Genomic DNA, 22,060 nt, shown 5'->3' with positions numbered 1-22,060 from the left:
GAGCTACCGGCTCTCCCCGAGCCCGCACCAGGCAGCCAGAATGACCACCTGGGCACATACTCGCCGTGCCATTCACAACCTCGCCATCGAGCATCGGCAACTGGCGTGGTCAAGAGCGAGGGCGCAGGTGACGTACCGCGAACAATGTCACGAGCTGGCTGAACTGCGCTCGTGCGTCGAGTGGGTGGCCGAGCCACCGGCACACCTTCTCCAACAAGCACTTCGTGACGTGGATCGGGCACACCAGAACTGGTGGCAAGGACGCGCCCGTAAGCCAGCCTTCGAGAGGCGCGGCCAACTCCGCTTCCGGCCCTCGGCCTCCGATCTCCAGATCCGCCACCTCAACCGAAAATGGTCCGAAGTGCGCCTCCCCAAGCTGGGGTGGGTCCGGTTCCGACGCTCGCGCTCACTCGATGGTGAGCTTGCCTCGGCCACGTTCCGCTGCTCGGTGGCGTGTGGCAGGTGAACTTCACCGTCCTCGCCACGACCCACCGCGCGCCCGTGAACGACGGACCCACGGTGGGCGTGGACTTCGGTATTGCCTGCGCCGCCTACGTCGCTGGCGAGTCTGCCCCGAGGATCATGCCCCCGACGCTCACCCCAGGCGAAGAGCGTCGGCTCCGTGGCCTGGAACGGCGTAAGGCTCGCCAGCTCACCTACGCGAAGCGTCACAACGGAGGCCGGTACTCGAACCGACTCCGTCGGACGATCCGTGAGATCGCACGTCTCCGGGCTCGCCAAGCCCGGAGACGCCAGGACTTCACCCACAAGCTCACGAGCGACTTGGCCAAGAACCACAGCCTCGTCGCCATCGAGGACTTGCGGGTGAAGCACATGACGAGCTCGGCCAGGGGCACGGTCGAGGCTCCCGGCACCAGAGTCCGTCAGAAAGCCGGACTCAACCGGTCCATCTTGGACATAGCTCCTGGCGAGCGGCGTCGGCAACTGGACTACAAGTGCCCGAAGTACGGCTCCCTGCTCGTGGCGGTGCCACCGGCAGGCACGAGCCAGACCTGTCCTGCATGCGGGGTCCGAGACCCAGCGAGCAGGCCAGGGTGCGGGAGATCGTTCGCATGCGTGCAGTGTGGTCATACCGCACATGCGGACGCGGTGGCCGCACGGAACATCCTTGATCGGGCCATCGCCCTCGTTGGTGGTGGTATTGCCGTGGGGCGCACGGTGGACAGCGCGGGCAGGGCTTCTGGCCCGAGTCGCCGCCGCACGGCGGCAGGCGTTTCCGCCAAGGTTCCTCCTGCGGTAGGAGCCACAGGTGCGTGAACAGCGCACCCGAAGTCCCCGCCTTCAGGCGGGGGTGGAGTCACCTGCTCCCGATCCAGCGGTGCGCGGAACACGCAGCGTCGACGCGATAGCTCGCTGGGCGGCGAGGACACGGTGACACGATCGGGCCGTTGCTGGTTCGTGAATTCGTTGCATTCCGTATCCCGCATCGGCATCGCGGCTGCTAGCGTTCGCGGCGTACGTGGGCAGGTCCGCGTACGGCCTTCGGAGCGAGATCCGAAGGTTGCCGATCGCACGGGGGAGGTTGTGCATGGCGAGCGACCACAGTGGAGGGCGGGGCCGGTTACGACGGGAGATGTCCTACATCGACCTGACGTTCGCCGGTCTCGGGGCGATCATCGGATCCGGTTGGCTCTTCGGCGTGCTGTACGCTGCCAACTACGCAGGCCCTGCGGCGGTGGTGGCGTGGCTGATCGCGGCGGTGATCGTGATCTTCATCGCGCTGGTCTACGCAGAGCTGTCGGGTATGTTGCCCGAGGCGGGTGGCATCACGCGGTTCCCGCACTTCACCCACGGGTCACTGGTCGGGTTCATCATGAGTTGGGGCGCCTTCCTCGGATACGCGGCCGTTCCTGCCATCGAGGCCGAGGCGGTCGTCCAGTACGCAGAGCACTACATCCGAGCGTTCGCCAACAACACTGGCCTCGACTTTGTCGTGGAGGCGATCTTGCTGGTCGTGTTCTTCGCGATCAACATCTACGGGGTCAAGGTGTTCGCGAAGATCAACTCGGTCGTGACGTTCCTCAAGTTCGTGACCCCGACGCTCACCATCCTCGCGATCTTGTTCGTCGCCAAGGACTGGAGCAACTACACGGCCCCGGCCACGCACGGCTTCTTGCCCTACGGCAGCGCCGGCGTGTTCATCGCGGTCGCGTCCGGCGGGATCGTCTTCTCGCTGCTGGGTTTCCGTCAGGCGGTCGATCTCGCCGGGGAGGCTCGCAACCCGCAGCGCGACGTCCCGCGCGCCATCATCAGCGCCATCCTCCTGGGTGCCCTCATCTACACGCTGGTCCAGGTGGTCTTCATCGCCGCCGTACCGCACGCCGCCCTCGCCAAGGGCTGGGCAGGCCTCAGCTACACATCGCCGTTCGCGCAGGTTGCGACCGTGATCGGCCTCGGTTGGCTTGCGGCCGTTCTCTACGCAGACGCCGTCCTCTCTCCGTCAGGAACCGGACTCGTCTACCTCTCGTCGGGTGGGCGTGTCGTGCTTGGGTCTGCTCGGAATCGTTACCTCGGACGGGTGTTCACCGGGATCTCGGAGCGCTTCGGCGTGCCGGTGTGGGCCATGGGGATCACGGTCGTGTTCTCGATCGTCTTCTTGCTGCCGTTCCCGAGCTGGCAGAGTCTGGTCGGGGTGATCTCGTCGGCGACGGCGTTCACCTACGTCATGGGTCCGGTGTCGCTCTCGGTGTTCCGTCGCTTCCACCCCGATGCGCACCGACCCTTCCGGCTCTCGGGCGACAAGATCCTCGCGCCGCTCGCGTTCATCGGCGGGACGCTCATCATCTACTGGTCGGGCTGGAGCGTCGACTGGAAGCTCGTCGTGGGGATCTTGGGGGGTGCGGCTGTCTACGTCGTTGCGGCCGCGCTCGGAGCTCCCGTTGCCAAGATCACGGCCGCCGACTGGCGTCATGGAGCGTGGCTCGTGGTGTACCTGCTCGCCATGCTCGCACTTGCCTGCTTCGGTGCGGCTCGCTTCGGAGCTCCCTTCGACCACCACAAGGGCTTGATCCATTATCCCTACGACATCGTTGCGGACATCGTGGTGGGGTTGGTGTTCTACGCGTGGGCGGTGGCGTCGGGGCGCGACAGCGCCGAGACGCATGACGCGTTCGCGAGCGCGGCCGAGCTGCGAGCGAGTCCGGTCGCGGACTGATGGTGGTGTCGCTGGCGGGCAGCGAGGATCGTCGCTGCCCGCCGGGGCGGCCTCGCGTGGACGTGGTCGCTCTGGGTTCGCTCGCGGGGTGGGCGACACACTCGTCGTTGATCAGTGGCGCTCGAAGAGTCCGATCGAGTGCACTCCCTGGCGCGAGGGGCCCCTCTGCGTCGCTAGCGCTGGCCGTCGGGCTCCGTCAGAGCGCGGACTGGTTCGGTCGCGATCGTCACCTGCTCGCCGCCGATCGTCACCTGCGAGCGGTCGGGAAGATCCAGTGCCGCTGCGTCGTCGAGGATGAGTTCGGTCGCGAGGCACTCGCCGAGCACCTCGTTGGCGTGCTGGGCAAGCGCACCCTGGACCCGGCCCGTGCGGTCGAGGGCGATCGCGAGGCGGATGCGGTCGACGATCTCGTAGCCGTGATCCTTGCGATGCTGCTGGACGAGACGGATGAGATCGCGCGCAAGGCCCTCGCGCTCGAGTTCGTCGTCGACCGTGGTCTCAAGGATCACGAGGCCGCGGCGGTCGGCGAAGGAACGCACCCGTTTGGGGTCGTCGGTGGCGAGGGTCAGGGTGAACTCGTCGGGCGCGAGCTCGACGCCGTCGCACGTCACGCGGTCGCCGCTGATGTCGAAGCGACCTTCGCGCGCAGCGCGGATCACGTCTTGGACCCGTGCCCCGAGGCGTGGTCCGAGGACGCGCGGGTTGACCGAGAGCTGCCACGTCACTGGGTGTTCGGCGGCGGGCTCGACCACGACCTCCTTGACGTTGACCTCGTCCCGGATGAGCTCGACGTAGGGCTCGAGATCGAAGGGATCTGCGAGGACGACGGTGAGACGACGGAGGGGGAGGCGAGCACGCAGCCCTGCTGCCTTGCGAATCGAGTGTGCGAGTGAGCAGACCTCGCGCACGCGTTCCATCTGGGCAACGAGCGTCGGGTCGCTCGGGAGGGCCTCGGCGTTGGGCCAATCGGCGAGGTGGACCGAGGCCTCGTTCGTGAGCGTGCGATAGATGTGCTCGCTCAGCATGGGGAGCAGTGGCGCCGTGACGAGCGCAAGGGTTTCGAGCGCGGTATGGAGGGTGTCGTAGGCTTCGCGCTTGGCATCTTCGGTGGTGTCGTCGCGCCGCGACCAGAAGCGCGAGCGGCTGCGCCGGACGTACCAGTTCGTGAGGCGATCGAGGTGACGCTCGACCGCCGTCGTCGCACGCGAGAGTTCGAAGTGATCCATGGCGTCGGTCACCTCGACGACGAGATCGTGGGTCGCGGCGAGCAGGTAACGATCGAGTACGTGGGTCGCGCTGTGGACGCGCTGGCCGCGAAGGTGATCGGCGCGAGCGTAGAGGACGAGGAAGTTGAAGGTGTTCCAGAGCGGATTGATGACCCGGCGCACCGTGTCCACCATGGCGCTGCGCTCGAGCAGCATCTCCTGGCCGCGCAGGATCGGCGACGAGAGGAGGAACCAACGCATGGCGTCTGCGCCGATCTCCTCGAACACCTCCCAAGGGTCCGGGTAGTTGCGCAGTCGCTTCGACAGCTTGCGTCCGTCGTTGCCAAGGACGATGCCGTGCGCGATGCAGTGGCGAAACGGCGGTCGGTCGAAGAGGGCGACGGCGAGGACGTGGAGGGTGTAGAACCACCCTCGCGTCTGGCCGACGTACTCGACGATGAAGTCCGCTGGGAAGTTGGCCTCGAAGCGCTCCTTGTTCTCGAACGGATAGTGCAGCTGGGCGAAGGGCATCGATCCCGATTCGAACCAGCAGTCGAGGACGTCGGGGACGCGTCGCATCATGGACCGCCCGGTCGGATCGTCGGGGTTCGGGCGCACCAGCTCGTCGATCGCCGGTCGGTGGAGATCGCTGGGCCGAACGCCGAAGTCACGCTCGAGTTCATCGAGTGAGCCGTAGACGTCGATACGCGGGTAGGCGGGGTCGTCGCTGCGCCACACCGGGATCGGAGCACCCCAGTAGCGGTTTCGGGTGATGGACCAGTCCCGCGCACCCTCGAGCCACTTGCCAAAAGCGCCGTGCTTCACGTGGGCCGGTACCCAGTCGATACTCTCGTTCTCGGCGAGGAGGCGGTCCTTGAGCGCCGTGACGGCGACGAACCATGAGCTCATGGCACGGTAGATGAGCGGCGTCTCGGTACGCCAGCAGTGCGGGTAGGAGTGCTCGTAGTCCTCCTGGGTGATGAGCGCTCCTTGGTCGCGGAGGACCTCGATGATCGCCGGGTTGGCCTCGAAGACCTGGACCCCTGCCCATGGCTCGACCTCGGCCGTGTAGCGGCCACGGTCGTCGACCGGGACCACGACCGGGATCCCGTTCGCCTCACAGACCTGCTGGTCCTCCTCGCCGAAGCCAGGGGCCAGCTGGACGATGCCGGTACCTTCGTCGAGGGTGACGAAGTCGGCGCCGAGGATGACGAACGCGCCCGGCGTGTCGGCGAAGAACGGGAACAGGGGCGCGAAGCGACGGCCGACGAGGTCGCGGCCCGCCACGCGCGCGAGGACCTCGGCATCGGGAAATCGGTCCGCATAGGCCCCGAGCCTCGCTTCCGCGAGGACGTAAGTGCGTCCGGCGTCTTGATCGCTGGCTTGGGAGCGAACGAGGACGTAGGTCTCGGCGGGGTTGACGGCCAGGGCCAGGTTCGATGGCAGGGTCCACGGGGTGGTGGTCCACGCAAGGGCCCAGAGTGGGCCCTCGAGCGTGCCTGCGAGTCTCGGGTCGCCCTCGACGGCGAAGGCCACGGTGACCGCGGGGTCGATACGCGGGCGATAGGCGTCGTCCTGGCGCGTCTCGAAGTTCGACAGCGGCGTCTCGCACTCCCAGCAGTAGGGGAGCACGCGGTAGTGCTCGTAGATCAGTCCGCGGTCGTAGAGACGCTTGAAGGCCCACATCACGGACTCCATGAACGGCAGGTCCATGGTGCGATAGGCGTGTTCGAAGTCGACCCACCGCGCTTGGCGCGTGACGTAGCGGTCCCACTCATCCGAGGTGTGGTCGACGAGGGCTCGGCAGTGGTCGTTGAAGACACCCACGCCGACGCGCTCGATGTCCTCACGGCTGGTGAGGCCGAGTTCCTTCTCGACCGCCATCTCGGCAGGCAGGCCATGGCAATCCCAACCGAAGCGACGCTCGACGAGCTTGCCTCGCATCGTCTGGTAGCGCGGTACCGCGTCCTTGACGAAGCCGGTCAGCAGGTGGCCGTAGTGTGGCAGGCCGTTCGCGAACGGTGGGCCGTCGTAGAACACGAAGGCTGGCGCCCCCTCGGCGCGACGGCGCTCGATGGACGCGGCGAAGGTGCCTTCGCGCTCCCACGAGGCGAGCACGTCGTGCTCGAGTGCTGGGAGGTCAAGGGTCGCAGGTTGCGCGGGATATGGCTCAGGTGCCTCGTCCATGGCGCCAGCCTAGCGCTGAGCTGGGCCGCGCTTCTTCGTCGGCGTCGATGCCGACGGGGAGGCCAGCTATCATTGAGCAGCTCGTGCGTGCCCGGGGCCGGCACCGTAGCGAGGAGTGAGGACTTCATGGCTGAGCGAACTATTCCGAACGACGAGCGTGCCGAGGCGTACCTCGCATTGGACGAGGACGAGCTCGACGCGCTCGACGAAGGGACGTTCATCGAGGAGCAGCGCAACCTGCTCCTCGTCGAGCGGGCCCATCTCGAGCAGCAGGCTTCGCAGCTCAAGGCGGAGGCCGATCAGCTCGTGCAGACGAACGGGCCTCTCGAGGTGCAGTTCGACGAGGAGTCTGGCGAGGGTGGTACGGCCGCGATCGACCGAGAGCGCGACCTCGCCCTTGCTGCCAGCGCTCGCGCAGCGCTCAGTGAGGTCGCCGATGCATTGGCCAAGATCGATGCCGGTACCTACGGTGCCTGTGAGGTCTGCCACGAGCCGATCGCCAGGGCGCGGCTGCGCGCGCTCCCGTACGCGCGCTTGTGCGTGCGGTGCAAGGAGGGGGGGCTGACGCGCCGTCGTTGAGGGGCCGCATCCTCCTGACCACCTGCGTCGCGGGTGCCGTCGTCATCGCCGACCAGGTCACGAAGACGATCGCCGAGGACCACTTCGCAACGCATCCGGTGAGCATCGGGCCGATCCATCTCGTCGAGGTCTTGAACACGGGCGTCGCATTCTCGCTGGGCGTAGGTCACCCCGTGGTCGCCGGCGTCGTCGCGACCGTGGTCGCCGTCGCGATCGGTGCGTGGGGCCTGACGCGGCGCTTTGTCGCCTCGCAGATCGCCGCGTCTCTCGTGGTCGGTGGAGCGATCTCGAATCTGGCTGATCGCGTGGTGCGTCATCACCACGGCGCCGTCATCGACTGGATCCAGCTCCCGCTGTGGCCGGTGTTCAACCTCGCTGACGCCGCCATCACGGTCGGGGTGGTCGTGCTCGCTCTGTCCGAGGTGCGCGGGCATCGTGGGTGAGCTGCGCCTCACGATCGGAGCGTCGCTCGCTGGCGAGCGTCTCGATCGGGCGGTCGCGATCGCCGGCGGGATCGAGCGGGCGTTCGCCCAGCAGCTCGTGGACGATGGCGGGGTCCTGGTCGACGGCCGTGTCGAGCAGCGACGTTCGAGGCGCCTGCGGGCCGGCGAGCTCCTCGAGGCCACCTGGCCGGATCCTGCCGCTCCGCCGGCTCCGGAGGGCGCACCGGTGGTCTGCTACGAGGACGACGACGTGGCGGTGATCGACAAGCCGGCTGGTCTGATCGTCCATCGCACCCACCTCCGCGATGTGCGTCCGAGCGTCGCGGATTGGGCACTCGAACGGTGGCCGTCGCTCCGTGCCCTTCCCGGCGATCCGTTGCGTCGTGGGCTCGTGCATCGACTCGATCGCGGCACGAGTGGCCTCATGGTCATCGCCCTCAGCGCGGGCGCCTACGAGTCGTTGCGGCGGGCGGTCCACGACCACGAGGTGGAGCGTCGCTACCGTGCACTCGTCGTGGGCGTACCGCCGCAAGCTGCACGCATCGAGGCGCCGCTCGGTCGCGATCTGCGCGATCTGTCCCGTGTCGCGGTGGTGAGCGGCGGTCGTGACGCTCGAACGCAGCTGAGGGTGGTCTGGCATGGTCCGGATACGTCGCTCGTCGAGCTCACGCTGGAGACCGGGAGGACCCACCAGATCCGTGTGCACCTCAGCGCCATCGGGCATCCGATCGTTGGCGACGAGGTCTATGGCGTCCCCTACGGCGGGCTCGAACGTCCGTTCCTCCACGCGACCGCGCTCGCGTTCGAGCATCCAACGCGTCCTGGACGCGTGGAGGTGACCGCGGAGCTCCCGGAGGACCTCGGCGAGCTCGCGGCGCGCGCCCGCACGGAGGCGATTCTCCGCGTCGACGAGGGGCGTTGACGAGCCCCTCGGGCGGGAGTGTGGCCGGCTGCTCGCCGAGCGATGTCGCCTTCGGCTTCTGATATCTGGTGCGGTGCCTGGCTGGCGAGTCGCTGATGGCGCCCCAGCCTGTCGCAGTGCGCCTGCAGCTCAATGCCCGGAGGCCCAACGGTGGCCGTCGGGGACGCTGGAAGTGTGCGTGGGCCGTGGCCCGAGCCCGCCGAGGTTCTTGGCCGCCGAGGTGCTCTGCCGCCGATGTTCTAGGCCGCCGAGGTCCTCAGCCGCGGATTCTCAGCGAGCTTTGCAAGCGCACTCGCTTCGAGGCGACGAGCCCGTCGCGGTCCGATCCCGAGGATGCGCGCGGTCGCCTCGAGGGAAGCAGGCCGATCTCCTTGGAGACCGAAACGCAGGGTGACGACCTGGCGCTCGAGTTCGTCGAGCTCTTCGACGGCGCGACGCAGCATTTCCCGCGAGATGGATTCGTCGACCTCTTCCTCGAACGAGGTGTCCTGGGCGACCACGAGATCGCCAAGGCTCGTCTCGCCCTCTGGGCCCACCGCCTGATCGAGACTCGCGACGACGCGAGCCGCGTGACGCACGTCGGCGAGCTGACTCGCGGAGAGGTTCGCGGCCATCGCGATCTCCTCTTCGGTCGGCGCACGGCCGAGGTCAGCCGCGAGCTCACGGGTGACGTTGTCGACGCGACGGGAACGCTCTGCTGCCTCCATGGGGAGGCGGATCGCCTGACCATGGTTGTGGACCGCACGCTGGAGCGACTGGCGGACCCACCACGTGGCATACGTCGAGAACTTGAACCCGCGTCGCCAGTCGAACTTCTCGACAGCCCGGATGAGGCCGAACGTACCCTCCTGGATGAGGTCGGCCAGTTCGACGCCACGATCTTGGTAGCGGCGCGCCCAGTGGACGACGAGCCGCAGGTTGGCGGCGACCATCTCGGCCTTGGCGTCCTCGTCGCCCTCGCGCACGCGCTTGGCGAGTTCGACTTGTTCAGCCGCCGACGGCAAGGGGTGCTTGGCGAGATCGTCGAGGAAGAGGCGGATCGAGTCCGCTCCAAGGCCCGCCGCCTGGAGCGCAGAGTCGACCTCCGCCTGGACCGAGCGTCGCTTACGCGAACTCTGCTTCAGCGCGCTATCACTCTTCGTCGCCATCGTGCCCTCTCTCATGAACGGTATCGCTGCTGCCCCTCATCGACGCGCCGAACTACGCTGGGCGCCGTGCTCCGTGTAGCGACCAGGAGTCGTGTCCCGACCTGCCACGAGAGCCACTGCGCTCGCACAGCCCCCCGAGGCTCTCGCCATGCTCTGGCTGCCCACTCGATCTAGTCGGGTTTCGGTTCGTCGTCTTCGGGATCGGCGTGGACACGGGTCGAACTTGACGAGGGCACGAGGTGGCGCTGCCACAGTATAACACGTCGGGCGTCGGGATTGTTTCCCTGCTGACACCCGCTTCCGCCGGCGCGACCGCTCGCGTCAGAACCCTCGGACACGTTCCGTGGTTCGCCGATGTGACGGCGTTCGCGTTGGTTCGGTGGGCAGCATGCTGCGACCACGACGGTGCGCTCCCTTCCTGTTCGCAGCCCCCGTGGTCGATGCCGCCACGCTCGAGCGTGCTCCGCTCGATCGGCCACGAGGGCGTGTGCGAGGCGACGGACGCACGCGCTCTGGGTCCAGCCGCTCGTGCACCGTCTGCGTGTGAGCGCGAGGGCGCGATGCAGCTGCGCCGTGGCCCGATGGTTGGGAGCATCCATCGTCCTTCAGGGGCCACCGCGACGGTCCGTACGCACAAGGTCGAGTGTGTCGTCGCAGCTGAGGATGGGGTGAGACGCGCTCGAGGGTGTCCTTGTAGGAGGCCTATGGTTGCCTGAGATCCCGACACATCGGCGGTGACGGCGCTCTGAGTGGAGGACTAGCGTGGGATTCAGGCACCGAATCGAGTGCCGTCGATCGAGCGCCGTCGGACGTTGAGGACGGGCAAGCGTAGAGGACGTAGAGGAGGAGCCATGGCGCATGGTGTGCGACGTCGTGGGGTACGCGTTGGCATTCCCGTCGGAGCCGCGCTGGTCGCGGTGGCCGCGGCCGCACTGACGCCCTCGCTGGCGAGTGCGCAGACCGAGTCGTTGACGCCGGTGTCACCGCAGGAGTTGGTCGCGGCGGTGCTCGGGGCTCGACCCCAGTCGTTCTCGGGCACCCTCCAGATCACGTCCAACCTGTTGGGTCCGGCGGCGTCCTTGCTCTCGGGCGTCCAGGGCTCGTCGTCGACGAACGCCGTGGCAATCCCTGAAGGAACGGCCAGCGTGCGGCTGTGGCGCGGTGTGGGCGAAGGTCTGCGGGTCGAGGTGCTCAACGCCCAGAGCGAGCGGGACCTCTACGCGAGCCGCACCGGGGTGTGGTTGTGGAACTCATCAGGTGAGCAGGCGATGCATCTCGTGGCCTCTGGCTCGGCGCCATCGTCGATGTCCTCGGCCGCACAGTCGACGTTCGACCCCACCACGGCGGCGGACACGATCGTTGCGGCACTTGGCACCGATTCGACCGTGCGCCTCGGCCACAACACTTACGTCGCTGGTCAGCCTGTCTATACCCTCGTGATCCAGCCGACGCAGGCCGGCTCGACCATCGGGCGGGTGAGCTTCTGGGTTGACGCAGCCAATGACCAAGTGCTCGGTATGGCGATTCAGGGTGCCGATGGCACCACGGATCTCTCGTGGCAGTTCACCCAGATCTCCTTCGGCTCGCTGCCTGCGTCCACGTTCACGTTCACGCCGCCAGCCGGTGCCACGGTGCGTCAGGAGTCCGTGGCGCTCTCGCCGACGGGCTGCATGGTTCCTCTGCAGAGTTCGTCGGTGACGCCGACCGCGTCCGGCTGGACGGGGTATGCGCCCGGAACCTGTGCAGTGAACGTGGCCGGTGCGACGACGCTTGGGTCGGGCTGGGATCGCGTCGCGGTGTTGCCGAAGGGAGCGCTCGGCGCGCCTACCTCGACGTCTGCGGGGTCCTCGTCGTTCGGCTCGACGCTTCGCACCCTGGAGCAGCCAGTCACGCTCGCTGATGGAGCGCACGCCATGCTGCTCCAGACCGCGCTCGTCAACGCCCTCCAGTTGCCGAGCGGACAAGTCCTCGTCGGCGCCGTCACCCCTGCGATCCTCGAGAGCGACGCCACCGTCGTGATCGGTGGGTGAGCATCGTCATCAGTGCCGAGGGGCTCGAGAAGTCTTTCGGCCGCACCCGTGTCCTTGACCGGGTCGACCTCGAGGTCCCAGCAGGGAGCATCTTCGGCTTCCTCGGTCCGAACGGATCGGGGAAGACCACGACGATCCGCGCGCTGCTCGGACTCATCTTCCTCGATGCCGGTCGCGCGCAGGTGCTCGGTGCGACGGTTCCGCGACTCGCCTCCGTGCGCGCACGGGTCGGCGCGCTGGTCGAAGGTCCGGGCTACGTCCCGTACCTGAGCGCTCGCGACAATCTCGCCCGGCTCTTGGCCGCGAGAGGCGTCGCGTCGGGCGCGCGCCAGCGGCTGATCGAAGCCGCGCTCGAACGGGTGGGGCTCGGGGCCGTGGCGGATCGACGCGTTGCTCGGTTCTCGCTCGGCATGCGACAACGTCTCGGCATCGCCCAAGCCATCATGACCGATGCGGAGCTCTTGGTCCTCGACGAACCGACCAACGGCCTTGACCCCGCGGGCATGCGCGAGGTGCGCCGGCTGCTCGCTGCCCTTCGCGACGAGGGTCGCACCGTGTTCCTCTCGACCCATCTGCTCGCCGAGGCGGAACTGCTCTGTAGTCACGTGGCCTTCATGTCGCAGGGCCGCGTCGTTCGCCAGGGGCCGGTCAGTGAGCTGCGAGAGATCGACGAGCCGACCTGGCGCCTGCGCGGTCGGCCGCTCGAGCGCTTGCTCGCCCTCCCTGGGGCGACGGCGTCTGCGGATGGGGTCGCGGTCCAGGTCGTCGCGCCGCGCTCGGCGATGCCAGCACTCATCGCCTCGGCGGTGGAGCGCGGTATCGAACTCGAGGAGGTTACCCCGGTGCTGCCGAGTCTCGAGGATCTCTTCCTCGCAGAGGTGGGGGAGGGCTTCGATGTTCGTTGACGAGCTCGGCCGGGTGTTTCGCCGTCCTCGCAACCTGGTCATCCTCGTGTTGCTCTCGGTCTTGCCGATCGTGCTCGGTATCGTGGTCAAGGTCGCGGGTGGTCCTCGCAACGGCGGCGGTCCGCCGTTCTTCTCGGTCATCACCCAGAACGCCGTCTTCTTGCCGGCTGCCGCGCTCGCCACCATGGGGACCCTGGTGCTCCCGCTGGCTGTCGCCATCGTCGCGGGAGATGCGGTGGCGGGTGATGCCGCCAACGGATCGCTCCGCTACCTGCTCCTGTCCGGGGGGTCTCGCTCGCGGGTCGTCGTCGCCAAGGGGGTTGCCGCACTGGTGTTCGCCATCGTCGCGGCGCTCACCGTCGCGGTCGTCGGGCTCGTCGTGGGCTTCGTCTTGTTTCCGCACGGGCGGCTCGTGACGCTGTCCGGGACCGCCGTCGGCGTCGCGTCCGGCGTCGGCGACGTGCTCCTCAGCGCGCTCGTCGTGGGAGCGTCGCTGGTCGGAGTGGTGGCCGTCGGCGTCGCCATCTCGACGGCGACCTCGTCGTCGCTCACGGCGACCGCGATCACGTTGGCCATCGTGATCGCTGCGGAGGTCATCGGCGCCGTCCCGCAGCTCGCCGTCGTGCGACCCATCTTGCTCTCGACGTACTGGGGCTCGTTCATCAACTTGTTCCGCTCGCCGGCCTACCTGACGCCCATCCTCAAGGACCTTGCGGAGCAGGCGGCGTGGTTGGTCGTGTGGGGTACGGCTGCTGTGTCGAGCTTTCTGTCGAAGGACATCGTCAGCTAGGTACTCGAGATGTGCGGCGGTTCTCGAGCGCGGATTCGGACTTCGCTCAGCATCGTGGTCTAGGGTTGACCGTGGAGGTGGTCCGATGCTTGGACGTGTCCTCATAGGTGTCGCGGTCGTCGTCGTGGGCGTGCTGGTCTTGGGCTTCTTGCTGACCATTGTGCACGCCATCATCAGCCTTGCGGTCGTCGTGGCGATCGTCGCCGTGGTGGTGCTCGCCCTTCGGGCGTTGGTGCGCAGCGCGACCCGTCCACCCAAGCAGGGCTAAGGCCGTCGTTGGGGTGGCGCACGACGACGGCGCTACCCCTACGGTGCCAGCGTGGCCGCGACGGTCGCGAGCTGGTCGAGGCTGATGAACCCGAGGCCGAGGAGCGACTCGTGGAAGCGGCGATCGCTGACCCCACGCGCGCGAGCGCGCTCGCGCGCGTCTCGCCAGGCTCGTTCGCCAAGCTTGTAGCTGGTCGCCTGTGCCGGCCAGCCGAGGTAGCGATCGACTTCGCTTGCAGCGAACGGACGCTCCAGACCTGCGATCTGGACGAGGTCGTCGATGGCGCGCTCTGGGGTGAGGGGCTCGGCCGAGCGTCGCTGCGCACCGATGCCGGTGTGCAGCCCGATGTCGATGAGGATGCGCAGCGTACGGAAGCGCTGCGAGAGGAGATAGCCGATCCGAAACGCCGGGTCGGGGAAGAGCCCGAGTTCGTCGGCCAGTCGCTCGGCATAGAGCGCCCAGCCCTCGACGTGACCCGAGATCGAGCCCAGCGTTCGTTGGAAGGGATCGAGCGCTGCGCCACGCCAGGTCGCGATGCCGAGTTGGAGGTGGTGGCCGGGGACGGACTCGTGGTAGACGGTGGTCAGCTCGTTCCACAGTGAGAAGCGGGTCTTGCCATGGGTCGGATACCAGGTGCGTCCCGGGCGCGCGAGGTCTTCCGAGGGTGGCGTGTAGTACATGGCCGCAGCACCGCCGGGAGGAGCCTCGAGCGCCTCGCATCGACGGATCGCGGCGGGGATCGTGACGGCTCGGGAGTCGACGATCTCGATGGCCTCGTCGATGCGAGCCTGGTTCCACGCGAGGAAGGCGTCGACACCGACGATCTGCCGTGAGGGGTCCTGATCGAGCGCCGTCAGCAGACCAGGCCCGGGTTCGAGGCCGAGCCGCCTGGCCTCGGTCTCGATCTCGGCGCCGAGCGCGGCGAGTTCGTCGGCCGCCCACGCGACCGCCTCCTCCGGATCGACATCTCGACCGTTCGCGTGGCGGCACCACAGGGCCCACCGCTCCCTGCCGACGCCGTCTTGGTCGATGGCGCTCGGGGCGTAGGCATCCTTGAGGTAGCTCGCGAGCTCGCCGTAGGCAGAGCGCGCGGCCTCGATCGCGCCCGCCAGCCGTTGGTCGGCTTCGGTTTGCTGCGTTGCCTGGAGGACACGACGCTCGACGCCAGCGAAGTAGGCATCCGCGGTCTGTTCGGCGAGCAGGGCAGCGGCGAGCACCTGTCGTCGCTGCGCCAGACGGCCGTTGGCTCGACCTCGCTCCAAGGTCGCGCGGTAGCCGGCGAGGGCGCTCGGGACGGCTCGAAGGCGGCGGACAACCCGTTCGGCGTCGTCGGGACCCTCGATGCGCATCAGGTCGAACGCCTCCTTGATGGCGTGCTGAGGTGAGGCGATGACGTTCACCGCCCGCTCGTGCTCGCCGGCGTCGTAGAGTGCGAGCTGACTCGAGAGTCGCTCGCGCATGAGGTCGGCGGCGATGGGGTCCGGATCGGATTCGTCGGCGAGCCAGGCAAGTGCGCGACGAGCGAGCAGCGCTCGCTCGTCGTTGCCGTCGGGCGAGAAGTCGGGGAGACGATCGGTGTCGAGGCCGAGCTCGGTCGCGAGAATGGGGTCGAGCTCGACGAGCTCGCGCAGGTACTGCTCCGATGCGTGCATGGCCTGAGCCTAGGGCAGTGCGGAATCGAGCTGACGCGGCGCGGTCCGCGATGGATACCGTTGCGAGGAGCTTGGTAGGCTACGGTCGCTGCAGGGTGCTGCGATCCGACAGGAGGAGGCTGACGTGGAGGAGCGAGAGCGAGCGGTCGTTCGGACGGTGCCGACGGGACTCTACGTCGACGGCGCGTGGCGCGAGGCCGCTGACGGGGGTCGCTTCGACGTCGAGGATCCCGCGACCGGTGAGGTCATCGCCTCCGTCGCCGACGCTACGGTCGACGACGCTCGCCAGGCTGTCGACGCTGCTGTCGCGCACCAAGAGGCGTGGGCCCACAGCGCTCCCCGGGAGCGGGCCGAGATCCTGCGGCGAGCCTTCGAGGCGGTCATGGCTGCCCAGGATGACCTCGCGCTGCTGATGACCCTCGAGATGGGGAAGCCGGTCGCAGAGTCTCGGGGTGAAGTCGCCTACGCGGCAGAGTTCCTGCGGTGGTTCTCCGAAGAGGCGGTGCGCGTGCACGGCGACTTCTACGTCTCCCCCGACGCCACGACACGGGTGCTCACCACACGCCAGCCGGTCGGACCGAGCTACCTGATCACCCCGTGGAACTTTCCGCTCGCCATGGGAACACGCAAGATCGCCCCGGCGCTCGCGGCTGGGTGCACGGTCATCGTGAAGCCGGCGGAGCAGACCCCGCTGTGTACGCTCGCCCTTGCGTCGATCTTCGAGCGCGTCGGTCTGCCGCCTGGGGTTCTGAACGTCGTCACGACTTCGCACCCCGGCCCGATCTCGGACGCGATCATCGGACACCCTGGTCTGCGCAAGCTGTCGTTCACGGGCTCGACGGAGGTCGGGAGCCTGCTGATGCGCAAGGCGTCGTCAGGGCTCTTGCGCTTGTCCATGGAGCTGGGTGGGAACGCACCGCTGATCGTGTTCGAAGACGCCGATCTCGACAAGGCAGTTGCGGGCGCGGTCTTCGCGAAGATGCGCAACGGCGGGGAGGCGTGCACGTCGGCGAACCGGATCCTCGTCCATGAGTCCCTGGCGGACACCTTCTCCGAGCGCCTCGCGACGGCTCTGGCGTCGCTCAAGGTCGCGCGCGGTACGGAGCCCGATGCGTCCGTCGGCCCCCTGATCGACGCTGACGCGTTGGCGAAGGTCTCGGGGCTCGTCGAAGATGCCGTTGCTGCGGGTGCCTCACTGGTCACCGGAGGCGAGCGGCGCGGGGACCGAGGGTACTTCTTCTCGCCCACGGTGCTTCGAGACGTGCCTCCGACGGCTCGCGTGTTCCGAGAGGAGATCTTCGGTCCAGTCGCACCGGTCTATCGCTTCGACGACGACGACGAGGCCATCCGCCTTGCCAACGACACCACCTACGGCCTCGTCGGCTACATCTTCACCGAGTCGCTCTCCCGGGCAGTCCGCACCATCGAGGCCCTCGAGACCGGGATGGTGGGCGTCAACCAGGGCCTCGTCTCCAACGCGGCAGCCCCGTTCGGCGGAGTCAAGCGCTCGGGGTTCGGCCGTGAGGGTGGGTTCGAAGGGATCCACGAGTACCTGAACGTCAAGTACGCGGCCCTCAACCTGTCCTGAGCACGCCGGGCGAGATCTGGGGAATGGGAAGAACTTCGCCCACGGAGGCCTTGACCTAACGCGGTAGACGCGAGGAGGGGTTCGATGTTCCCGTACGATTTGGTGATGGAGCGGCTGGACGGCACGAAGGAGGAACTCTCCGCCTATCGGGGCAAGGTGCTGCTCGTCGTGAACGTCGCGTCGCGCTGCGGTCTCACGCCGCAGTACGAGGGGCTCGTCGAGCTCTACCATGCACGGCGAGACGATGGTTTCGTCGTGCTCGGCTTTCCGTGCAATCAGTTCCTCGGCCAAGAGCCCGGGACCGCAGAGGAGATCGAGACGTTCTGCCGGACCACCTACGGGGTCGACTTCCCGATGTTTGCGAAGATCGAGGTCAACGGCGAGGGGCGCCATCGCCTCTACGCGAGCCTCTGCGAGGTCCCCGATGGTGATGGCGTGGCGGGTGACGTGCAGTGGAACTTCGAGAAGTTCCTCGTCTCGCGCGACGGAGAGCGGATCGAGCGGTTTCGCCCCACTGTCGAGCCACAGGACCCGATGCTCGTGGGGGCCATCGACGCCCTCCTGTGAGGGCGCAGGCTCGCCGCAAAGTGAGGGTTTGTCACCACTCGACGGCTCGCCACCCGAGCTCGCGCCGGTGCGACGAGGCTCAGGCGGGTGAGGGGGATCCGGGCGCGCGAAGGCTTCGCGTGATCATCGCGGGTTCGAGGCGCAGTGGTCGGACGACACAGCGACCACTGCGAGCCCACCAGCCCCTTGCCGTGCCGACGACGGGCTCGAGCGTGAGGGCCGCCACGTCATAGCGGCGTTCAGCAAGCGTCACGAGGCGGTGGACGATCGCGACGAGGTCGTCGCTCGGATACGGCCCCGACCCGACGACGAGGTCCGCGCCCGGGATCGCCTCGAGGAAGTCGATCACGTCACGGTCGGTGTGGGGCAGTGCGACGGCCACCGAGGCCCCGATGCGTCGGAAGGCGTCACCAGCGAGGCCCGCTCGCAGGAATGGGCCGTAGCGCTCCAGGTGGATCAGCTCGAGGCGCAGGTGCACCGCTCGACCCTCGAGTTCCTCGCGGCGGCCGCCCGATGGGGCGCGTCGAGGGATCCCCAGCCAGTCGAGGAGGCCCGCGACGGCCTCGGCGTCGAGCTCGCGGTCCTCGTCGGCGGATTCGTCGAGGGGATCGCGCGCCCAGTCGCCAGCCAGGGGCACCAGCTCGAGCGGCGTTCCGTTGGCCCTCGCCCGCCATCGGGCGTAGCGGGCCGCGTGGCCGAGGGCCCTGGCCGCTGACTCGGGAAAGTCGAACGAGGGGATGGTGCGGGGACCGGCGCCGAGGCGTTCTGGTACACCCGGGAGCGCGAGGAAGTTCGCGACGACGGGCTTCGGTCGATCGCGTCCGCGCTGGGTGGCGACCTTCGTCACGGCGTCGGCAATCTCGGCCGCGCGCGCGAGGCTCTGGGCCGGTGCGCCGCGGAGCGTGCCTCCCGGGAGTGGGTTGGCGAGGAGTCGAGGATCGCCGGGCGCGCCGACCACGGTGGGGATGAAGCTGATGATGACGGCGTCGACCGTGGCGTCGAGGAGGAGCAGTTCGAGAGCACGTTCCCAGTCGGCCGGCACGACGCCGGGCCCGAGCTCGAGGGGGTTGCGAGCCGCGGCGCGGCCGAGGGTGCCGAGGCGCTCGACGGTGGCGGGCTCGAGGGGAGCGAGATCGAGGCCGGCCCGCAAGACGGCGTCGGCCACCAAGGGGGCGGGCCCCTGGGTATTGGCGAGGATGGCGACTCGGTCGCCGGCGGGCAGCGGCTGAGACTCGAGCAGACGAACGAGTTCGGTCAGCTCCTCGAGCGTCTGAGTGCGAAGCACGCCGGTGCGCTCGAGGAGGGCATCGATCGCGACCTCGGTGTCGAGCACACCTGGTCGGTCGGGCTCGACACGGCTGCGACCCTCGCGCTCGGGTTTGACGACGAGGATCGGCTTCGTCGCGCTCACCCGCCTGGCCACGCGCGCGAAGGTACGAGGGTTCCCGAAGTCCTCGATGTAGAGGACGATGCAACGGGTCCGCTCGTCGGTCTCCCACCACGCGAGCAGGTCGTTGCCGGAGATATCGGCCTTGTTGCCCGACGACACGAAGCTCGCGATGCCGATCGAGGCCTGCGCCAACTTGGCGACGATGGCGAGCGAGAGGGGACCTGACTGCGCGTGCACCGAGGTGCCACCGGCCTCGAGTGCAAAGGGTGCGAGCGTGCCGGCGAGCCCGATCGCGGGCGAGGCGACCCCCATGGAGTTGGGACCGACGACGCGCATCCCGAGACGTCGAGCGCTCGCCACCAGCCGACGTTCCTCCTCGGCCCCTTCGGGGCCGATGTCGGAAAAGCCAGCGGTGACCACGACGAGCGCACGCACCTCGGCGGCGTGGGCGTCCTCGAGCACGAGGGGGAGCTCCTCGGCGCGCACGGCGACGATGGCGAGGTCGATGGGTTGGCCGATGGCGCGCAGGGATGGGACGGTCGGGATGCCGCGGACCGCTGCGGCGTTCGGGTTGACCACCCAGAGGCTTCCCTCGAAGCGCGCGGAGAGGAGGTTGGCGAGGAGCACGTCACCGACGCTGCCCGGCGTTCGGCTCGCGCCGACCAAGGCGACGCGGGTCGGGTTGACGAGCGCGGCCACACTGCGGGCAGCCGCCCGGCGCTCCCGTTCGGCCATCACGGCCGCCGAGCTCGGCGTGGGATCGATCGGGAAGACGACATGCACGGTGCCGTCGGCCCAGGTGCGTGCGACTCGATAGCCGGCGTCCTGGAACACCTTGAGCATGCGGACGTTGTCCGGAAGGGTCTCGGCGACGAAGCGCCCGATCCCGTGCTGTCGCGCGTAGGCGGCGAGCAGTTCGAGGAGCGCCGCGCCGAGACCGCGGCCCTGGTGGGCGTCGTCGACGAGGAAGGCGACCTCGGCATCCGAGGAGCCCGCGAGGCGGTCGTAGCGAGCGACCGCGATGAGTTCGTCGCCGGATTCGGCGACGAAGGCCATGCGGTCGACGTAGTCGACGACCACGAAGTGCTGGAGCATGGCGTCCGAGAGCTCCGGCAACGGCGTGAAGAAGCGGTAGTAGATGGTCTCGGGTGAACAGCGCCCATGCAGGCGCCTGATGGCTGTTGCGTCATCGGGACGGATGGGTCGCACGTGGACCGTGCGACCGTCGGCTGCGACGATGTCGCTCTCCCAGTGCGCGGGGTAGCGCGCGTCGCTCTCGCCGTCGGTCGTCATCACCGAGGATCCGAGACGGCGCCGAGCACGTCGCCGCGGAGCCCACGAGCACGGCGCACCATCTCGGCAAGGGTGTAGCTGCGCAGGTGATCGGCCATGTGGTGGCCGACCTCGGCCCAGACCTCGAGCAGCGCGCACTGACCTTCGTGGTCACACGCGCCGTCTTCGTGGGGTTCCTTGAAGTCACCGACGGTGATCGGCCCGTCGACGGCCGCGATGATCTGGGCAAGGGTGATCTCTTCCGCGCTCCGGCCGAGCGTGTAGCCGCCGCCTGCGCCCCGCTTCGAGCGTACGAGCCCTGCCCCCTTCAGCGTGAGGAGGATCTGCTCGAGATAGGGCTGGGGTAGCCCGGTGCGTCGAGCGAGCTCGGCGACGGAGGTCGGTTGGTCGCTCGGGTGGAGCGCGAGCGAGAGCAATGCTCGGGCTGCGTAGTCACCGCGCGTGGAGACCCTCACTATCTCGAGCCTAGCTCCTGGCCGCGAGGTCGTGGGGCGATCGGTCGATCGCCCACCTTGGGCCACGAGCGCGCCTGGGGCCGGGTCGTTCCCGAGCGAGGCTGGCTCGTTCGAGGGTGCGACGACTCCTGTCGTTCGCTCGGGGTGCGGGCAGGACGGAGCTCAGCTCCCATGCTGGTCGCGGCTCGAGCGCGAGCTCGGGCCGAGCGCCCACGGACACGCGAGCCGTGGAGTGGTCGTGAAGCGACGAACGCGGCGGTTCGGCTTTCAGGCTGCGGCGAACACACGGTAGCCTTGGCCCAAGGAGGGCGGATGGAGATCGCGCGCGAGGCCGATCACGGCTTCATAGTGCCACGCTACGACGGGCCGTCGCTCGCCGGTGTGGTGCCGGGGATCTTCGGCCTGCTCGACATGGCGGGCCAGCCGGCAGCACCCGCGTGGTTGGCCGACCACGTGGGGTCACCCGAGCGAGTCGTCCTGCTCGTGCTCGACGGACTCGGCTATCTCCAGTTGATGGAGCATCGGCACGAGCTTGCGACCCTCGGCGCGCTCCGGGTGGTGCCAGCCCACTCGACGGCACCGACGACGACCGCGACCGCGCTGACGTCGCTCACGACCGGCGTGGTGCCGGCGGTGCACGGCGTGCTTGGCTACCGCGTCGTCGTCGGGCCTGGATCCGTGCTCAACGTCTTGCGCTGGACTGTGAACGGGCGAGGCCCGGCGCCGGCACCGGAGCGGCTCGCGCCGGTGACCCCGTTCCTCGGGGCGAACCCCGTTGCGGTGACCAAGTTCGCCTACGCCGACACCTGCTTCACGAAGGTGCATCTCCGTGGCGCGCGGCTGGCCTGGTGGTCGACCTTGAGCCAGGTCGTGACGCGTATCGACGAGGCACTCGCTCGTGGGGAGCGGTTCGTCTACGCCTACTACGAAGGGATCGACACCACCGCGCACGAGTTCGGTCTCGGGGAGGCCTACCGGCGCGAGCTGCGCATGGTCGACGCGATGGTCGGCCTGCTGCTCGAGCGGCTGCCGCCAGGGGTGACGCTGGTCGTCACGGCCGATCATGGTCAGGTGGCGGTCGACGGAGGCGCTCTGCGACTCGATCGCGACGTGCGAGGCGACTGCTCGCTGGTGTCGGGCGAGGGTCGTTTCCGATGGTTGCACACCGCTGGCGATCCGGCGGCGTTGGCGGAGCGATGCCGCGCTCGCTACGGCGACGTCGCGAAGGTGTTCACACGCGAGGAGGCCGTCGCCGCTGGGCTCTTCGGGGGGCCGGTCCCGGAGACCTTCGAGCAACGCCTCGGCGACGTCTGCCTCGTCGCGACCGCGCCCGTGTTCTTCGATGACCCAGCCGATCAAGGCGCGCTACGGATGCGCGCTCGCCACGGTGCACTGACCCCTGCCGAGGTCCTCGTGCCGATCGCGGTGGGCCCCTAGGTCCGGTGAGGTAGGCTGCCGCGGGG

General features: G+C 68.5%; 17 protein-coding genes. 12 read left to right on the top strand and 5 right to left on the bottom strand.

What is annotated here, in order from left to right; genetic code table 11:
- Positions 1–453: 453 nt before the first annotated feature.
- Both AFER_RS12930 and AFER_RS06240 read left to right on the top strand, forming a co-directional pair.
- Positions 454–1,278 (top strand): RNA-guided endonuclease InsQ/TnpB family protein, encoded by an 825-nt coding sequence (locus AFER_RS12930; protein ID WP_049755371.1) that lies wholly within the window; start codon positions 454–456, stop codon positions 1,276–1,278.
- A gap of 271 nt (positions 1,279–1,549) precedes the next feature.
- Positions 1,550–3,175, top strand: coding sequence for an APC family permease (locus AFER_RS06240; RefSeq protein ID WP_015798631.1), 1,626 nt, complete (start codon positions 1,550–1,552; stop codon positions 3,173–3,175).
- Positions 3,176–3,348: 173 nt separating this feature from the next.
- Here the strand turns inward: AFER_RS06240 and ileS are convergent, their stop codons facing one another.
- Entirely contained in the window at positions 3,349–6,567 is a 3,219-nt protein-coding gene (gene ileS, locus AFER_RS06235; RefSeq protein ID WP_015798630.1) for an isoleucine--tRNA ligase, read from the bottom strand.
- Between the two features lie 126 nt (positions 6,568–6,693).
- On the opposite strand from ileS, the gene AFER_RS06230 reads away from it, so the two are divergent.
- From AFER_RS06230 to AFER_RS06220, 3 genes are read left to right on the top strand one after another with little or no spacing between them, the layout of a single operon-like run.
- On the top strand, positions 6,694–7,146 hold the full coding sequence (locus AFER_RS06230) for a TraR/DksA family transcriptional regulator (protein WP_049755370.1): 453 nt from the start codon (positions 6,694–6,696) through the stop codon (positions 7,144–7,146).
- Complete coding sequence (locus tag AFER_RS06225; RefSeq protein WP_049755369.1) at positions 7,143–7,589, top strand: signal peptidase II; 447 nt, start codon at positions 7,143–7,145, stop codon at positions 7,587–7,589. Before AFER_RS06230 ends, AFER_RS06225 begins: the two co-directional genes overlap by 4 nt.
- A complete protein-coding gene (locus AFER_RS06220; RefSeq protein WP_015798627.1) occupies positions 7,582–8,511 on the top strand; it encodes an RluA family pseudouridine synthase in 930 nt (309 codons plus the stop codon). The genes AFER_RS06225 and AFER_RS06220 overlap by 8 nt, the downstream gene beginning before the upstream one ends.
- A 239-nt stretch (positions 8,512–8,750) precedes the next feature.
- Here AFER_RS06220 and AFER_RS06215 read toward each other — a convergent pair whose 3' ends face one another.
- A complete protein-coding gene (locus AFER_RS06215; RefSeq protein ID WP_015798626.1) occupies positions 8,751–9,659 on the bottom strand; it encodes a sigma-70 family RNA polymerase sigma factor in 909 nt (302 codons plus the stop codon).
- An 851-nt stretch (positions 9,660–10,510) separates the two neighbouring features.
- Between AFER_RS06215 and AFER_RS06210 the strand changes: the two genes are divergently transcribed.
- The 4 genes from AFER_RS06210 to AFER_RS06195 all read left to right on the top strand — a co-directional run bounded on the left by AFER_RS06210 (position 10,511) and on the right by AFER_RS06195 (position 13,652).
- Entirely contained in the window at positions 10,511–11,689 is a 1,179-nt protein-coding gene (locus AFER_RS06210) for a LolA family protein (protein WP_015798625.1), read from the top strand.
- Complete coding sequence (locus AFER_RS06205) at positions 11,686–12,594, top strand: ABC transporter ATP-binding protein (protein WP_015798624.1); 909 nt, start codon at positions 11,686–11,688, stop codon at positions 12,592–12,594. The genes AFER_RS06210 and AFER_RS06205 overlap by 4 nt, the downstream gene beginning before the upstream one ends.
- The gene (locus tag AFER_RS06200; RefSeq protein WP_015798623.1) at positions 12,584–13,384 is read left to right on the top strand and encodes an ABC transporter permease subunit; all 801 of its coding nucleotides are present in this window, start codon (positions 12,584–12,586) and stop codon (positions 13,382–13,384) included. Before AFER_RS06205 ends, AFER_RS06200 begins: the two co-directional genes overlap by 11 nt.
- Positions 13,385–13,469: 85 nt before the next feature.
- Positions 13,470–13,652 carry a hypothetical protein gene (locus AFER_RS06195; RefSeq protein ID WP_015798622.1) on the top strand — a complete coding sequence of 61 codons (183 nt, stop codon included), beginning with the start codon at positions 13,470–13,472 and terminating at the stop codon, positions 13,650–13,652.
- A gap of 38 nt (positions 13,653–13,690) precedes the next feature.
- Here the strand turns inward: AFER_RS06195 and AFER_RS06190 are convergent, their stop codons facing one another.
- The gene (locus AFER_RS06190; protein WP_015798621.1) at positions 13,691–15,304 is read right to left on the bottom strand and encodes a DUF885 domain-containing protein; all 1,614 of its coding nucleotides are present in this window, start codon (positions 15,302–15,304) and stop codon (positions 13,691–13,693) included.
- A 124-nt stretch (positions 15,305–15,428) separates the two neighbouring features.
- On the opposite strand from AFER_RS06190, the gene AFER_RS06185 reads away from it, so the two are divergent.
- Complete coding sequence (locus AFER_RS06185) at positions 15,429–16,892, top strand: NAD-dependent succinate-semialdehyde dehydrogenase (protein WP_015798620.1); 1,464 nt, start codon at positions 15,429–15,431, stop codon at positions 16,890–16,892.
- An 84-nt stretch (positions 16,893–16,976) separates the two neighbouring features.
- Positions 16,977–17,459 (top strand): glutathione peroxidase, encoded by a 483-nt coding sequence (locus AFER_RS06180; RefSeq protein WP_015798619.1) that lies wholly within the window; start codon positions 16,977–16,979, stop codon positions 17,457–17,459.
- A 79-nt stretch (positions 17,460–17,538) separates the two neighbouring features.
- Here AFER_RS06180 and AFER_RS06175 read toward each other — a convergent pair whose 3' ends face one another.
- Complete coding sequence (locus AFER_RS06175) at positions 17,539–20,142, bottom strand: GNAT family N-acetyltransferase (RefSeq protein WP_015798618.1); 2,604 nt, start codon at positions 20,140–20,142, stop codon at positions 17,539–17,541.
- The gene (locus AFER_RS06170) at positions 20,142–20,597 is read right to left on the bottom strand and encodes an RrF2 family transcriptional regulator (protein ID WP_015798617.1); all 456 of its coding nucleotides are present in this window, start codon (positions 20,595–20,597) and stop codon (positions 20,142–20,144) included. The genes AFER_RS06175 and AFER_RS06170 overlap by 1 nt, the downstream gene beginning before the upstream one ends.
- 312 nt (positions 20,598–20,909) lie before the next feature.
- On the opposite strand from AFER_RS06170, the gene AFER_RS06160 reads away from it, so the two are divergent.
- Positions 20,910–22,034: an alkaline phosphatase family protein gene (locus tag AFER_RS06160; protein WP_015798616.1), complete on the top strand. Its 1,125-nt coding sequence runs from the start codon at positions 20,910–20,912 to the stop codon at positions 22,032–22,034.
- The last annotated feature ends 26 nt before the right edge of the window (positions 22,035–22,060 follow it).

The sequence above is a fragment of the Acidimicrobium ferrooxidans DSM 10331 genome (assembly GCF_000023265.1).
Classification (GTDB): Bacteria; Actinomycetota; Acidimicrobiia; order Acidimicrobiales; family Acidimicrobiaceae; genus Acidimicrobium; species Acidimicrobium ferrooxidans.
The sequence above is the reverse complement of the archived record's forward strand: the minus strand, read 5'-3'. Positions and strand labels throughout refer to the sequence as shown.